Consider the following 15,343-nt stretch of genomic DNA (forward strand, 5'->3'; position numbering starts at 1 on the left):
TTAATCAGTCCGCTCGACTTGCATGTATTAGGCACGCCGCCAGCGTTCGTCCTGAGCCAGGATCAAACTCTCCATAAAAATGGTGAGCTGATTAGCTCGAATAAAAAATAAATTGACGAGATTGGTTTAAATGAAAAGAACATTTAAACTGTCTCTCTTTTCGCTTGGCTTTTGTTCAGTTTTCAAAGAACTTATGCATCGCTCAATGGCGACTTTATTAATATAACATAGCTAAACACCTAAGTCAACTCTTTTGTTGTGTTTTTTTGTTTCCGTCGCTATTTGAGCGACAAAAATTAATATAACATAATTTATTATTACTATACAACACTTTTTTATTTTTTTTTGAAATCGAAGAGTGCAGCCACTGCCCTCTAATCAAAATAAAAAGAAGCTCCTCAAATCGGAGCCTCTTTTCACCTTCTAATAATAGTAACGATGATATGGTCTTTGTTCAGAAGCTTTTCTTGCAAACCTAAAGCTTGATACAGCAATTTGTGCATATGTTATTTTCTGAGTAGGATTAAAACGATCATTGCTTGTAGTTAATAATCCTAATTCCTCTGCTAATACCACATACCCTCTATACTGATCAGTAATTTGACTAGAGTCTTTAAATGGTACTTTAAAGATATGGTTACGCTTTGCCGCTTCCTCTAATCCTAAAGCACGAATATACCAAACAGCTAATTCTTCTCTAGTTAACATTTCCTCTTCAGGGAACGTCGTCTTTTCCTTATCAAGGATACCCATATTTACTGCTTGCTCTACTACTTGGAAAAGAGGATGGTCAGGCTCAATATTCTCAAATGTATGATTAATATTCTCGGTGTCACCACGGTAATAATCAGGGTACATTCTAGTTAAAGATTTAATCATAACTTCAAGAGCTTTTCCTTTAGAGATCTTTTCATTAGCATCGAACGTCGTGATATCATCGACTTTTAAAATTTTTGAGTTTAATAAATAGTTAATTTCTTTTTCAGCCCAAGGATGAGAAAGAAAAATGGGTTCTTCTTTTTCCTGTTCACTTCTCCATTCACCTGTAATTGCATTTAAGAAATTCATTTCTTTCTCGTTGAATACCGGTAAATAAATACTAAAGTAATGATGTTCGTCTTCATTCTGGATACCTCTTTCATATCGCAATGAAGTATCTAAATTAGTCGAAAACATCTCAAGTGCATCTTCCTCACTTAATACATCATCTACAGAAGGCCATGTATCTAACTCAAAATGATTTACATTAATTGAAGTAAAGGAACCATCTTCAGCCGATACTCCTACTGAGATTTGGTCACCCATGACGATAATTCCGTCTTTCACTCTTGGGAAAGTAAATTGATATTCTCCATTATAATTATTATAGTATGCTTGTTCATTTACAGGCATTGAATAGTAATGCAGATAAGAAGGCACATATTTCTTCACATATTCAGTCGCTTTTGTAAGAGCTTGTTGATAACTGTAATTGTTTGCAATATTCTTGTTACCTTCTAAATCATTCATTACACTACGTAAAATATTATGGTAATTAATCATATCACCAGTTTCTTTATTGAACTCAAGAGTTGTACCATAGCCACCATTACGATATTCATACATATAATGAACACTAATAACCTCTCTACCTAAATGGTCTTCTCTTAAGTCCACGCTCTCAATTCGAAGTTTAATATCATTGGAATTTGTAGCTAAAATATCCTCTGCAATTTCTCTTGCTTTTTCAACTGTAAATTCACCTTTGTTACTAAGATCAACAGGTTTATCTGCTAACATCTTAATATCGGTCTGCTTAGGAAAAACGTCTTTAAAGCCATTATAAGTCAACCATTTTTGGTTTTCCGCATGAATTCCACTAATAGTATTAAAAGGAACATATACTAAGTTAGCATAGGCCTCACCTGAATAAGGCTCATATTCTACTTGATATTGTAGATCGATTGATAGATTTTCTTTGAACTTTTTGCTGATTTCAGCCTTCTCTACAATATTATCTAACTTGTCAAACGTTTGTTTTTTCGGTGGCTGCTGAGTATGGAACTGAGTAACTTCTCCATTCCCTAAAATCGTCACTTGGATTCTTTGGTCAGAAATAGCAACTCCGTCTTTTTCTTTTACAAATGAGAAATTATATCTCACAGGTTCAGTTAATGGCCGGTTTATATCAGAATCATAATAATAGTCTTGGTATGTATCATCTAGACGATAATTGTCATCAACGTTTAAATTCGTTAAAAATTCTTTGGCGATTTTTTGTGCCTCTTCTTCGCTTACCTTAGGTGGAAATGAAGCTTCTGCCTCGTTCCCTGGGCTGTAATAGAAGTGTTCTACTTTTAAATCTTCACCTATAAAACCAATATCCCCACTAATCATTTGACCCTTTACTTCTTTATGGAATGATAATGAATAACGAATCGTTTCGTCTTCATCATCATAATATCTGTATCCATTATGCATATAGAAATCACTGTTATTTAAGTAATCGAACTTTCCAGGAAACAACTCTTTAAACCTTTTAATTAGTTCACTTTTTTCTACAATTGTTTGACTTGATGAAATTTCGATTGGTATATTTCTTTGTTGTTCTTCCAAAGTCGTAAAGTTTGCTTGTCCACTTGTTGCAAATACTCCTGTAAGTGCTACTAAACATGCTGTTGCCATGGTTACTTTCTTTACTTGTCTCAAAATATCCCTCCTAATAGTTTGTGACGATTAACTCACTTGCTACTATACAATAAATTCCATGTAATTGTATATAAATTTTTGGAAATTTGTTTATTATTTGGTATTAAATAAACATTTTCCAGAAAAAAAACTCGTTATTTATGTATAACGAGTTCCGTACTGGGGTTACTTATAAAATAAAGAACTTTACAACTATTAACAAAGCTACTCCTGGTATTCCGAGTAAACCTGAAACTGCTGCGGTTACTCCGTTGATTGGAATATGAAAATCAATAAAAGAACCAAAGGCATTCACAAAGAATAATAATAAGCATCCTACTATAAGCTTCACACCTATATTTCCTATAAATCTAATTGGCTTAATTGGCGCACCTACAATGAGTAACATTAAAATTAAGCCACCTAAAAGCATAACAATAACAATTGGATCGATGTTCATCACCTCATAACTGCTTGTCTTTACCGTCAGTATATGCAGTTTCACAAAAAAAAGAACAAACCTTATAGTTTGTTCTTCGTTGCTTTACGAACGCGCGCTTCTCTTAATAAAAAAGTATAAAGAGACTCTGTTAGCTTTGCCCGGAAAACGACTTCATCCGAGGGCTCAACACTATGATAAATCACATGCTTTTGATTGTTGTACCGCTGTTTCATGATTTCAATATTTTCAAGCAATCGTTCATTTTCTTTTTTTCGAATGATTCCCTTTCTTCTGAAGAGCATGATTAATCCCTGCCTTATAGTTCTCTTCTGCCTTCTATCGCCTTTGAAAGAGTCACTTCATCTGCATATTCTAAATCTCCACCGACAGGTAATCCATGTGCAATTCTCGTCACTTTAATCCCAGTCGGCTTGACTAGTCTTGAAATATACATAGCAGTTGCCTCTCCTTCAATCGTTGGGTTGGTCGCAATAATCACTTCTTGAATGACATCGCTTTGCAATCGTTTTAGCAATTCAGGGATTTTAATATCTTCAGGTCCAATCCCATCCATTGGTGAAATGGCACCGTGTAAAACGTGATAATCTCCACGGTACTCTTTCATCTTTTCCATTGCAATAACATCTTTCGCTTCTTGAACAACACAAACAATTGATTTATCTCGATGGGTATCCTCACAAATACGACAAGGATCCGAATCCGTGATGTTATGGCAAACGGAGCAATAAGTCAAATTACGTTTAGCATTAACAAGTGCCTTTGCAAAATCAAGAACATCATCTTCTTTCATATCTAAAACGAAAAAAGCCAGGCGGCTCGCCGTCTTAGGCCCAATACCTGGCAATCTCATAAACCCATCAATTAATTTCGCTATCGGTTCAGGATACTGCAACACGTTCCCTCCTAGAACATACCAGGAATATTCATCCCTTTAGTAAACTTACCCATGTCTTGCTCAACAAGCTCATCCACAAGCTTAAGCGCCTCATTTGTTGCTGCTAAGATTAAATCTTGTAGCATTTCAATATCATCGGGATCAACAACATCCTCAGCTATTTTCACATCAAGAATCCGCTTATCACCACTTGCAATTACGGTTACCATGCCACCGCCCGCTGTAGCTTCAACCGTTTTCTCCTTTAACTCTTCCTGTGCCTTCATCATTTGCTTTTGCATTTTTTGCATTTGCTTCATCATATTACCCATGTTTTTCATTTTAAAAGCCTCCTAGTTATTGATCTACAAATTCAATTAAGTCTTCTCCGACTAATTTTATTGCTTCTTCTACAACTGGATCAGGTTCATTTTCTTTATCTGAGGAGCCTTGTTGATCTTTCACATACTCTTCCTTTACCTTTTCCCAGTGCGTATGTAGCAACGTAAAAAATTGAATAGGACGTTGGAAAATTCCTTGAAGAGTGCCTTCCAAAAATTCTCGGAACTTTGTATCAATCATATCACGATGCATCTCGTTTTGAAACGCTAGAAGTAATCCTTTAGATGATGCTGCAACAGGTCGACAGTCACTAAGCCAAGCATGAGCAGGAATATTTTGAGTTTTAATTCTCTCCATTACTTCTCCCCATTTACCACTAAACTCCTGCAAGCTTTGTTTATTAGCATCTTTTAATAGCTCCTTCACCTGAGCTGTTGCTATTCTTGTTTGAGGAATTTGTTTCTTAGGACGTCGTTGTGGTGTAGAAGCTTGTTGCTGGGATTCAGTAGTTTGAATACCATTTGCTTTCACATGTTGTAGGGCTTTTTCCAGCTCTTGAACTTTTACTGTTAGCTGTTGAAAAACATCACTTGAAGCACTACTATCCTGCTTTATTGGTTCAACTCTTTGACTCATAAGTTTTATTAGAGCTAACTCCAATAATACTTTCGGATGAGCAGACCATTTCATTTCAGATTGACTTTCATTTAAAGAAGCAATCGCACTATATAACCACCCAGGTTCAAACTGCTCAACGATTGCTTTAAATTCATCGGTCACTTTCGCACGTTCTAACAATGCTTCTGCCTGTGGTGCAGTCCTATACAAGAGAATGTCTCGAAAATAATAAATGAAATCTTCTATAAAACGCATTGGGTCTTTCCCATCACGAACGACTTGGTCAAGCAACTTCAATACATTAGCAGTGTCGCCACTATTTATCGCTAAAACCATCTCGGTTAAAACATGTTGAGAGACCGCTCCCGTTATTTCAAGAACATCTTGTAAACGTAATTGCTCTTCGGCAAATGAAATTGCTTGGTCGAGTAAACTTAGAGCATCACGCATTCCACCGTCAGCTGCACGCGCAATCATCATTAAGGCATCATCTTCAGCCTCAATTCCGTCATGAGCTAATATACGTTTCATTCGATCGACAATCGCTTCATTTGGGATTCGTTTAAAATCAAATCGTTGGCACCTTGAAATAATCGTTAATGGAATCTTGTGAGGCTCTGTTGTCGCCAAAATAAAAATGACATGACCTGGTGGCTCCTCTAATGTCTTTAATAAAGCGTTAAAGGCACCGGTCGAAAGCATGTGTACCTCATCAATAATGTACACTTTATAACGAACCTCATTCGGAGAAAATTTAACTTTATCACGAATATCTCGAATTTCATCTACACCGTTATTCGATGCAGCATCAATTTCCATTACATCAACAATCGCACCTGAGGTTATACCTTTACAGGCCACACATTCATTACATGGTTCTGCCACAGGAGCCTGTTTGCAATTAATTGCTTTTGCAATAATTTTTGCAGCACTTGTCTTCCCAGTACCACGAGGACCCGAAAACAAGTAGGCGTGGGAAAACTTCTCTTGTAACAAAGCATTTTGGAGTGTTTTTGTAATATGCTGTTGGCCAACGACATCTTGTAATAATTGTGGTCGCCACACGCGATACAAAGCCTGATAACTCATCCCACCACCTCTTTCATAAACAGAGCTCTTTTTTTATTATAACGATTTTACAGTTGTTTTCATAGGGATATGACAAATGAGCTCCGACTATATAAAAAAACAACCACTTTTTAAGTGATTGTTTTATATTATAAAATTAAATACCGTGCACCTTTCTTTGATAAGGTCATCCCAAGCGTTACCTAGGTAGTTAGCTCAGCCCAGGCGACTCTACGGCACACGAAAGGGTCCACTTACTGCTGCTTCCTTCCGGACCTGACAGGGTTCATGGGTTTCCGTTGCGTAGAACCCAAGCGTCAACACCACTTGCCTAGGGCAGACCTCACGATGACAAAACCTCAGAAAGGAATTCAGTCCCGCTATAGCGGATTGCGAGTACAGGGCACCGCTACCTCCCCACCTAGCACGGCAAATTGTATAACATTGTTAGGCGTCTAATTGGACGCATTTCTTAGTATAGTTCATTTAAATAAAAATTACAACCGTAAGAATCAGGAAGAAAAGGAAATTCAGCAATTATCTAGTTTTTTTGCACGTTTTTTATCTCTTAGCTGGCGGAAAAAGTGGGTTAGCCGCGCCCCACACTCTTCTCCTAAACAACCAGACGTAACCTCACTCTCATGATTAAACCGAGGCTCTTTAAGAAGATTCATTAATGTACCTGCACACCCCGCCTTTGGGTCAGTTGCACCAAAAACAACATGTTCAATTCGAGATTGGACAATGGCACCTGCACACATTGGACAAGGCTCGAGTGTAACATATAGAACACATTCAGTTAATCTCCAAGTGCCTAGTTTTTGACATGCTTCTTTAATGACAAGTAATTCTGCATGAGCTAACGCCTGTTGATCCGTTTCTCTCCGATTATGAGCAGCTGCAATCAGCTTACCACCTTTAACGATAATCGCTCCAATCGGAACTTCACCAATTGCTTCTGCCTTGTCCGCTTCCTTTAATGCAACTCTCATCCAATCCTCATGCTCCACAGCATCTCCCCCCTTCTATTGGTGTAACCTCCTTTTAAGGTATTACCATTATGTCATTTATAAATACGAGCCTCCTTACAGTCGGCGGCCGGCGCTGTAATGCCTATAAAAAAACACTACCTTTTCAGGTAGTGTAATATGTAATATGGCGGAGGAAGAGGGATTCGAACCCCCGCGCGGTTTAACCCGCCTGTCGGTTTTCAAGACCGATCCCTTCAGCCGGACTTGGGTATTCCTCCGAATAACTTGCTGACAAAGAATATCTTATCAAACTATTGGACAAGCTGCAAGTCTTTTTTTTATTAAATATTAAATAAGGAGTGTATACCAAAAGAATGAACTCTGAAAAACACGTAGCTCATTTCTAAAAGACCACTGGAAAGGTAAAAATCAGAGGGCACTGAAAAAGGGTGCTTTTCCCTTTTTCAATGCCCTCATCCCACTTTTCTTACTTAGAAATGGACTCGAGATTGCCCATATACGGTCTAAGTACTTCTGGTATTTCAACAGAACCATCTTCTTGCTGATAATTTTCCAATATCGCTGCAACTGTTCTACCGATTGCCAAGCCTGAACCGTTAAGAGTATGGACAAATTCAGCTTTCGCTTTAGCATCACGACGGAATTTTATGTTTGCTCGACGTGCTTGGAAATCCTCAAAATTACTACAAGAAGAGATTTCACGGTACGTATCATAACTTGGTATCCACACTTCAATATCGTACTTTTTTGCTGCTGTAAATCCTAAATCAGCGGTACACATGCTCATGACACGATACGGGAGCTTCAGAAGCTGTAATACCTTTTCTGCATGACCTGTTAATAACTCTAATTGGTCATAAGAATCCTCTGGCTTCACAAAACGAACAAGTTCAACCTTATTAAATTGGTGCTGACGAATTAACCCACGTGTATCACGGCCAGCCGATCCCGCTTCAGAACGGAAACAAGCACTAAAAGCGGTATAACCAATTGGGAGCTGCTCCACATTCAATATTTCATCACGATGAAGGTTCGTAACCGGAACTTCAGCCGTTGGGATAAGGAAATAGTCTTCTTCACGAATTTTAAAAGCATCTTCTTCAAATTTAGGAAGTTGCCCTGTCCCTGTCATGCTAAGACGGTTTACCATATATGGTGGTAGAATTTCCTCATACCCATGTTGATCTTGATGCAAATCCATCATAAAGTTCATTAACGCACGTTCTAAGCGAGCACCTAACCCTTTATAAAAAACAAAACGGCTTCCAGTTACTTTAGACGCACGCTCAAAATCTAGTATTCCTAAATCAGTTGCGACATCCCAATGAGGCTTTGGTTCAAATCCAAATGAGCGAACTTCACCCCAGTTTCTAACTTCAACATTATCATCCTCTGTTTCGCCAACTGGTACACTTTCATGAGGTACATTCGGGATCGTTAATAACAAATCATCAAATTCCGTTTCAATTGTACGTAGCTCTTCATCTAATTGCTTAATTCGCTCAGATACATCACGCATTTCTTTAATAAGATGGTCGGCATCCTTTTTCTCACGTTTAAGCTGGGCCACATCTTGAGAAACTTGATTACGTTTACTTTTTAACTCTTCTACCTCAACAATGATCTTGCGTCGAGTTTCATCTAATTGTTCAAAACGATCAAGACCTGAAATATCTTCTCCTCTAGTCGCTAACTTTTCTTTAATTTCAGCAAAATTACTACGCAATCGCTTTACATCTAACATGGTTTTGCCTCCTCACTAATCTCTTTGCTATTTTACCAAACTTTAAGATAAAGAAAAAAGCCCTCACCCCTTCCGTAGAAGAAGGGACGAGAGCACCCGCGTTACCACCCTTGTTGTTCTTGTAAGAACCACCTCAAACAGATAACGGTTATTAACCGGAGAGACCTACTATTTTCAGCCTCCCATTCAAGGGTGGATTCAGAAACTCACTTCACCAATTCGCACCAACCATTGGCTCTCTGAACAAGCTTTGCTTCTTACTATTCCCTATCAGCATGTTTTTCCTTATGCAGATGTTAATCGTTCTTGTTTTGCCTCTTCAACTATCTTTGCGAAGTATTGATGGAAACGATGATCATCCGTTAATTCTGGGTGAAAAGAGCAAGCTAAGAAACGTCCTTGTCTAGCTGCAACAATTTCATCACCGTATTTAGAAAGGACTTCTACATTCTCCCCAACTTCAACAATTAACGGCGCTCGAATAAATACTGCTCTTACATCATTATCAATCCCGGTTACGAGTAAATCCGTTTCAAAGCTTTCACGTTGCCTTCCAAAGGCATTACGTTGCACCTTCATATCAATTAAAGCAAGATGCCCTTCGTCCTGGCCAATGATTTCTGTTGCCATTAAAATTAGCCCAGCACACGTTCCGAAAATCGGCTTACCTTCAGCAGCAAAAGCTTTAAGTGGTTCAAAGAATTCATATTTATCAATTAATCGACGCATTGTGGTACTTTCTCCACCAGGAAGAACAAGGCCATCTAATTCCGAAAGCTGTTCAACCTTTTTCACAATCACGACATCAATATGGGGAGCTTGTAAGCATTTCACATGCTCACGTACAGCACCTTGTAGCGCTAGTACACCTATTTTCACCATATTAGTCCCTTTCCTTCCCTATATCCAGATTACCAACCGCGCTCCTGCATACGTTCTGTTGGTTGTAATGTAGAGATTTCAATTCCCTTCATTGCTGTTCCTAGTCCTTTTGAAAGTTCAGCAATAAGAGCATAATCCTCATAATGAGTCGTTGCCTCAACAATTGCACGAGCAAACTTTTCAGGGTTATCTGATTTGAAGATACCAGATCCTACGAATACACCATCGCAGCCAAGCTGCATCATTAAAGCAGCATCTGCTGGTGTTGCAATTCCACCCGCTGCAAAGTTTACAACTGGAAGCTTTCCTGTTTCTTTAATTTCTAAAAGAATTTCATAAGGAGCTCCTAAGTTTTTCGCTTCTGTCATTAACTCGTCTGTTGACATAGAAGCTACCTTTTTAATTTGTGCTTGCATCATACGCATATGACGCACAGCTTCAACAATATTTCCTGTTCCAGGCTCACCTTTTGTACGGATCATCGATGCACCTTCACCAATACGGCGGGAAGCTTCTCCTAAGTCACGTGCTCCACAAACAAAAGGTACTGTAAAATCGCGCTTATATAAGTGATAAACTTCATCTGCTGGAGTTAAAACTTCACTTTCATCAATGTAATCAACGCCCATCGCTTCTAGAATACGCGCTTCAACGATATGTCCAATACGTGCTTTTGCCATTACTGGAATCGAAACTGCATTTAAAACTTCTTCAACAATCGTTGGGTCAGCCATACGCGCTACTCCACCAGCTGCACGAATATCAGCAGGTACACGCTCTAATGCCATTACGGCTACTGCACCAGCAGCTTCAGCAATTTTTGCTTGTTCGGCATTGATAACGTCCATAATGACGCCACCCTTTTGCATTTCTGCCATTCCACGTTTTACTCTGTCCGTTCCTGTTTGACTCATATGTAATTCCTCCTATACCGTTCCTTACATGATTGATTTATATCCTTCACTAGTATAACCCAATTAGACAAGTTTCGGTAAATTTTCTGTTATCTATTTTAGCACGAAATTGGAGCTACGCAAAATGCAGCTCCAATTTTATGATCATTTTATTAACTTAACTGCCGAACAAGCCGACAACACTTGACCAGATACCTGAGAAGAACCCGCCAATTGCACGCATAGTCATTGTAAACCATCCGGCTTTTTCTATTGCAGATTCTGTTACAACAGGTACTTCTGTTCGTTGATTAGCATATAAATATTCTTCTGTTCCCTCACCACTATACGAAAGAGTTAATGTACCAACAGCTTGACCTGCTTCAATTGGTGCCACTAATTCCCCTTGTCCATTAAGAACATCAGGATTTAATGCCAATGCAGGCTTATAAGCCTCTTCCTCGCCATTTTTTATCACAGCTGAAAGTGGTTCAGAACTAGAAATCGTTACTTCTTTTTCTTTACCAGCAACAACGGGAATTGTATTTTCTCCTTCAGGAGAAAATCCTGCATCTACAAGTTCTTGGTGTGAGAAACTATTAAAGCCATAATCTAGTAGCTTTCTCGTTTCATTAAAGCGATCATCTCGAGAACCTGTCCGCATGACTACAGAAATTAACCTCATACCGTTTCGCTCTGCGGTTCCGGTAAAACAGTTACCAGCTTCCGCAGTATAGCCTGTTTTTAACCCATCAATTCCTTCATAATCGTGCTGAGGACGGATATCTTTAAGCATCCAGTTCCAGTTTTCCATAGGAATGACTTCTTCAGTCCCAGCTTGGAAATCTTTTTTAGAAATACTTGCAGTTTCAAGAACCTCTGGATAATCTCTTAAAAGTGAGTAAGCAAGCTTAGCTGTTGCTCTTGCTGACATCATGTTCTCAGCGATTTCACCCGTTCCTTCTGGATGATTTCCTTGTAAATCACTATTATTTAAACCCGTTGAATTAACAAATTCATAATCCTCTAAACCTAGCTCAGCGCCCTTATCATTCATCATTTTTACAAAGGCTGTTTCTGAGCCAGCAATTAGTTCAGCAAGTGCAATTGTCGATGCATTTGCTGAGTAAATAGCAACCGACTCATAAAGCTGTTTCACTGTATATGTTGCATCCTGTCTTAAAGGAACGTTTGATAAATCAATTTTCAATGATAGTGATCGAACAAAATCACTAATTGGAACTTGTTGATCCCACTTAATCTTCCCTTGAGAAATCGCTTCGAGTATTAAATACTCACTCATCATTTTTGTCATACTAGCCGTTGGTAAAATTGCATCTATGTTTTTTTGATACAATATTTTCCCCGTTGCTGCATCAACAAGAATGGCTGATTCTGCTTTTAAGTCTAGGGCAGCCTCTACTGGTTTCGGTTGAATAATTAACGTAAACATCATGACAACCGCAAGCATTGCTACAAACCATTTTTTCATAATTGGTTGTTTCACCTCTCCACCTCCACTACTTTTCACACAGAGGTTATTTTATCATAAGAAGGTACAAAAAAATAGATAGAGAAGACTCTATCTATTTTCCAATTACATTCATTAAAGTGAGTAATTTGGCGCTTCTTTTGTGATTTGAACATCATGTGGATGGCTCTCTCTAAGCCCAGCTCCGGTAATACGGATAAATTTACCGTTGTTACGTAATTCCTCTAGTGTTGCAGTACCACAGTACCCCATTCCAGCACGGATACCTCCAACTAATTGATGAATCGTATCGTTTAATGGTCCTTTATAAGGGATTCTTCCTTCAATACCTTCAGGGACAAGTTTTTGAGCATTCTCTTGGAAATAACGATCCTTACTTCCTTTTTCCATTGCACCTAATGAGCCCATACCTCTATAAACTTTAAACTGTCTTCCTTGGTAAATTTCGCGTTCACCAGGACTCTCGCTTACACCTGCAAGTAAGCTTCCAAGCATAACTGCATGTCCACCAGCTGCAAGAGCCTTTACAATATCACCAGAATATTTAATTCCACCGTCAGCAATAATCGGTACACCGTATTTACGAGCTTCAGACGCACAATCATATACAGCTGTAACTTGTGGGACACCAATTCCAGCAACAATTCGAGTCGTACAAATGGAACCAGGACCAATTCCTACTTTAACAACACTTACTCCTGCTTCAATTAAATCACGAGTTGCCTCTGCTGTAGCGACATTTCCTGCAATAATTGTTAAGTCAGGATATTTATCACGAACTGCTCGTACTTTATCTAATACGCCCTTAGAATGTCCGTGAGCGGTATCAATAACAATCGCATCAACCCCAGCTTCAACTAGGGCTGCAATTCGAATATCTGCATCAGCTGAAACTCCAATAGCTGCACCAACAACTAATCTTCCTTGTGAATCCTTTGCTGAATTCGGAAATTCAATTACTTTTTCAATATCCTTAATCGTAATTAACCCTTTTAATATTCCATTGTCATCAACAAGTGGGAGTTTTTCAATTTTATACTTTTGGAGAATCTTCTCTGCTTCTTGTAAAGTAGTTCCCACAGGAGCTGTAACAAGATTTTCTTTCGTCATTACCTCATCAATTCTAATGGAGTAATCTTCAATAAAGCGTAAATCACGGTTTGTTAAAATACCAACAAGCTTTTGTTCCTCATCAACAATTGGCACCCCTGAAATACGGTACTTACCCATTAAATGCTCTGCATCGAATACTTGGCGATCTGGTGTCAAATAAAAAGGATTTGTAATAACACCACTCTCAGAACGTTTAACACGATCAACATGCTCGGCTTGTTCTTCAATTGACATGTTTTTGTGAATAATACCTAAACCGCCTTCTCGAGCGATGGCAATTGCCATTTTCGCCTCAGTTACAGTATCCATCCCTGCACTAATAATCGGAATGTTCAACTGTAATTTGTCAGAAAGCTTCGTTTTAACAGATACATCACGTGGCAATACTTCAGACTTTGCTGGAACTAACAATACATCATCAAATGTGAGGCCTTCCTTCTCAAACTTATTCTCCCACATAAACATTCATCCTCTCCAAATGCTCATTTCGTAAAAATATTATTAGTAGCTTAACAATTGGGTAAACTACTGTCAAGAACAGACATTAAGTCCGACTTTTCCGAATTTATAGACAAAAGGTGATTTTTTATGAACCAAGCTTTTTTAAAACCACTAATCCCTTTCTATTCCGCTTCATATACTCGTTCTTATTTAACTAACTGTTATGAAGCATATAACATAAAGCAACCAAATGCAAAAGGATATCAAAATTGCTACTCGTTTATTTACCACCTACACCATGGTCAGCTTTACTTTGAACAAGCAACAACAGCTCCTATTGAATTGCGTCCTATGCTCCTTTTTTATGGGACCGTTCAATTTATGAAGGCTTGTATTTTAACGAGAGACCCTAGTTACCCTGAATCCTCACAAGTTTTAGCACATGGGGTCACAACTAGAAAAAGAAAAAAAACAAGTTACCGTTTTCTTGAGGACGAAGTAAAAATACAGAAAAACGGTCTTTATTCTCACTTTTTAGACAAAATGTTTCACATGAAACATTTTGATGGTGAAAAATATCGAATGGATAGTTTATTAAAACAAATCCCAGAGATGCATGAAATGTTTAGTCTCCTTCAGCACGAAACGATCTCTGTAAAAGGAAAGCAAGAGGCTTCATCTTTTTTATTCTCATCTCAATTACTTGATAGCTATCATATGACACCAAATCGTTTTGAGCAATTTCTTAATCAATATATAACGAACTCAATACCAACTCAATTAGCTTTAGCTGTAAAAGAACAAAAATCTGATTTGGTTATTTCTTTTAAAAATAAACCATCTACATTTTTTTCCCCACCTTTTTTATTTGACGTAAATAAAAATGCTTTTTTATTAAAAAAACGAGATGATTATCGCCTAATACCTGAACTCACCGTTCACTATTTATTATTATATAATTTAAGCATGATTTGTCGGTATGAAACGGAATGGTGGGGGGAACTAATTCACACAATCGACGGAACAGACTTACCGTTTATTTTACGATTCCTAGAGGTTGCCCAAGAGAAAATCCCATACTATCTTTTTTACTTTCTTCGTCCTAAAACATAAAGAAACAGACCTTAATTTTCAAGTAAGTCTGTTTCTTTACTCCCATCTCATGTCAAATAAAGACGGTATTTTCTTTGAGTGGGATATTTTGTTGAGAAAGTATCTTACTAATTACAAGTTCTATAATGCATGAGCCCTTATCAGTCTTGCTTTCTCATCATTTTTTAATTTTCGAGTATGAATATGTCTTTTTAGATGTCTCTGCGAGTATCGACCCAGTACTGATGAAGATAATGCCTCTAAACCGGTTCTTCTACACATTAGAGTATGGTGGCCATACCTTATCTACTTACCGTCTCACAAGGGCACGTGGTGCTTTCATCAGGCTTAGTCAAGACGATACTCTGACCAGACTCTTCAGCGCTTACGTGCGTAACCCTTATATAAATAAAAAAGCATAACCCTTTGGGTTATGCTTTATCTGCCTGGCAACGTCCTGGCTCAACGATTCTCTTCTACGGGGATGTGATGCATGCCGTTTCGTTTCATAGTTCAGTCATGAAGGGGTACGAAGAGAACCGTCTCGTCTCACAGGGGGGGCATGTTGTTTTTCTTCGATGTTTACTCACGATGACTCCATCGGCTTAATCAATGAAGACGCTGCTCCTCCGGACCAGGCTCTTCAGCGCCTTTCTGCTTAA

13 protein-coding genes, 1 tRNA gene, 1 rRNA gene, 1 other RNA gene and 1 other annotated feature are annotated in these 15,343 nt (G+C 38.3%); of the genes, 1 reads left to right on the plus strand and 15 read right to left on the minus strand.

The genetic code is table 11. The features are described from left to right. The 15 genes from B1R93_RS22525 to guaB all read right to left on the minus strand — a co-directional run. Nucleotides 1-78 (minus strand): 16S ribosomal RNA (locus tag B1R93_RS22525); the annotation flags it as partial. A 345-nt stretch (nt 79-423) separates the two neighbouring features. Continuing rightward, nucleotides 424-2,688, minus strand: coding sequence for a YcdB/YcdC domain-containing protein (locus B1R93_RS22530; protein WP_088106145.1), 2,265 nt, complete (start codon nt 2,686-2,688; stop codon nt 424-426). Nucleotides 2,689-2,857: 169 nt separating this feature from the next. Next, on the minus strand, nt 2,858-3,121 hold the full coding sequence (locus B1R93_RS22535; RefSeq protein WP_088106155.1) for a pro-sigmaK processing inhibitor BofA family protein: 264 nt from the start codon (nt 3,119-3,121) through the stop codon (nt 2,858-2,860). A gap of 68 nt (nt 3,122-3,189) precedes the next feature. Beyond that, a complete protein-coding gene (locus B1R93_RS22540; protein ID WP_088106146.1) occupies nt 3,190-3,411 on the minus strand; it encodes a YaaL family protein in 222 nt (73 codons plus the stop codon). A 14-nt stretch (nt 3,412-3,425) separates the two neighbouring features. After that, on the minus strand, nt 3,426-4,022 hold the full coding sequence (gene recR, locus B1R93_RS22545) for a recombination mediator RecR (protein WP_088106147.1): 597 nt from the start codon (nt 4,020-4,022) through the stop codon (nt 3,426-3,428). An 11-nt stretch (nt 4,023-4,033) separates the two neighbouring features. After that, nucleotides 4,034-4,345 (minus strand): YbaB/EbfC family nucleoid-associated protein, encoded by a 312-nt coding sequence (locus tag B1R93_RS22550; protein ID WP_088106148.1) that lies wholly within the window; start codon nt 4,343-4,345, stop codon nt 4,034-4,036. 16 nt (nt 4,346-4,361) lie between these two features. Next, the gene (gene dnaX, locus B1R93_RS22555; protein WP_088106149.1) at nt 4,362-6,053 is read right to left on the minus strand and encodes a DNA polymerase III subunit gamma/tau; all 1,692 of its coding nucleotides are present in this window, start codon (nt 6,051-6,053) and stop codon (nt 4,362-4,364) included. A gap of 143 nt (nt 6,054-6,196) precedes the next feature. Next, an RNA gene (gene ffs / locus B1R93_RS22560) (signal recognition particle sRNA large type) lies at nt 6,197-6,462 on the minus strand. Nucleotides 6,463-6,562: 100 nt separating this feature from the next. Next, nucleotides 6,563-7,042, minus strand: a complete 480-nt coding sequence (gene tadA / locus B1R93_RS22565) for a tRNA adenosine(34) deaminase TadA (protein ID WP_207634194.1) — start codon at nt 7,040-7,042, stop codon at nt 6,563-6,565. Nucleotides 7,043-7,188: 146 nt separating this feature from the next. Next, nucleotides 7,189-7,281: transfer RNA gene (locus B1R93_RS22570), tRNA-Ser, on the minus strand. 209 nt (nt 7,282-7,490) lie between these two features. Next, nucleotides 7,491-8,768, minus strand: a complete 1,278-nt coding sequence (serS, locus tag B1R93_RS22575) for a serine--tRNA ligase (RefSeq protein ID WP_088106150.1) — start codon at nt 8,766-8,768, stop codon at nt 7,491-7,493. Nucleotides 8,769-8,847: 79 nt separating this feature from the next. Beyond that, nucleotides 8,848-9,051, minus strand: a binding site (T-box leader). A gap of 2 nt (nt 9,052-9,053) precedes the next feature. Then, on the minus strand, nt 9,054-9,650 hold the full coding sequence (pdxT, locus tag B1R93_RS22580; protein WP_088106151.1) for a pyridoxal 5'-phosphate synthase glutaminase subunit PdxT: 597 nt from the start codon (nt 9,648-9,650) through the stop codon (nt 9,054-9,056). 29 nt (nt 9,651-9,679) lie between these two features. After that, a complete protein-coding gene (gene pdxS, locus B1R93_RS22585; protein WP_088106152.1) occupies nt 9,680-10,564 on the minus strand; it encodes a pyridoxal 5'-phosphate synthase lyase subunit PdxS in 885 nt (294 codons plus the stop codon). Nucleotides 10,565-10,721: 157 nt separating this feature from the next. Continuing rightward, nucleotides 10,722-12,035 carry a D-alanyl-D-alanine carboxypeptidase family protein gene (locus B1R93_RS22590; protein ID WP_088106157.1) on the minus strand — a complete coding sequence of 438 codons (1,314 nt, stop codon included), beginning with the start codon at nt 12,033-12,035 and terminating at the stop codon, nt 10,722-10,724. A 114-nt stretch (nt 12,036-12,149) separates the two neighbouring features. Further along, nucleotides 12,150-13,607 (minus strand): IMP dehydrogenase, encoded by a 1,458-nt coding sequence (guaB, locus tag B1R93_RS22595; protein WP_088106153.1) that lies wholly within the window; start codon nt 13,605-13,607, stop codon nt 12,150-12,152. Between the two features lie 129 nt (nt 13,608-13,736). Here guaB and B1R93_RS22600 point away from each other — a divergent pair, with 129 nt between their 5' ends. After that, entirely contained in the window at nt 13,737-14,702 is a 966-nt protein-coding gene (locus B1R93_RS22600; RefSeq protein ID WP_088106154.1) for a YaaC family protein, read from the plus strand. The last annotated feature ends 641 nt before the right edge of the window (nt 14,703-15,343 follow it).

It is taken from the genome of Halalkalibacter urbisdiaboli, assembly GCF_002156385.1.
GTDB classification, from domain to species: Bacteria; Bacillota; Bacilli; order Bacillales; family Bacillaceae_D; genus Halalkalibacter_A; species Halalkalibacter_A urbisdiaboli.

Bases quoted from the DNA above. Each gene is read 5' to 3' on its own strand.
- B1R93_RS22540 (WP_088106146.1), bottom strand. From the start codon at position 3,411: ATGCTCTTCAGAAGAAAGGGAATCATTCGAAAAAAAGAAAATGAACGA.
- B1R93_RS22550 (WP_088106148.1), bottom strand. From the start codon at position 4,345: ATGAAAAACATGGGTAATATGATGAAGCAAATGCAAAAAATGCAAAAG.
- dnaX (WP_088106149.1), bottom strand. From the start codon at position 6,053: ATGAGTTATCAGGCTTTGTATCGCGTGTGGCGACCACAATTATTACAA.
- serS (WP_088106150.1), bottom strand. From the start codon at position 8,768: ATGTTAGATGTAAAGCGATTGCGTAGTAATTTTGCTGAAATTAAAGAA.
- pdxT (WP_088106151.1), bottom strand. From the start codon at position 9,650: ATGGTGAAAATAGGTGTACTAGCGCTACAAGGTGCTGTACGTGAGCAT.
- pdxS (WP_088106152.1), bottom strand. From the start codon at position 10,564: ATGAGTCAAACAGGAACGGACAGAGTAAAACGTGGAATGGCAGAAATG.
- B1R93_RS22590 (WP_088106157.1), bottom strand. From the start codon at position 12,035: ATGAAAAAATGGTTTGTAGCAATGCTTGCGGTTGTCATGATGTTTACG.
- guaB (WP_088106153.1), bottom strand. From the start codon at position 13,607: ATGTGGGAGAATAAGTTTGAGAAGGAAGGCCTCACATTTGATGATGTA.
- B1R93_RS22600 (WP_088106154.1), top strand. From the start codon at position 13,737: ATGAACCAAGCTTTTTTAAAACCACTAATCCCTTTCTATTCCGCTTCA.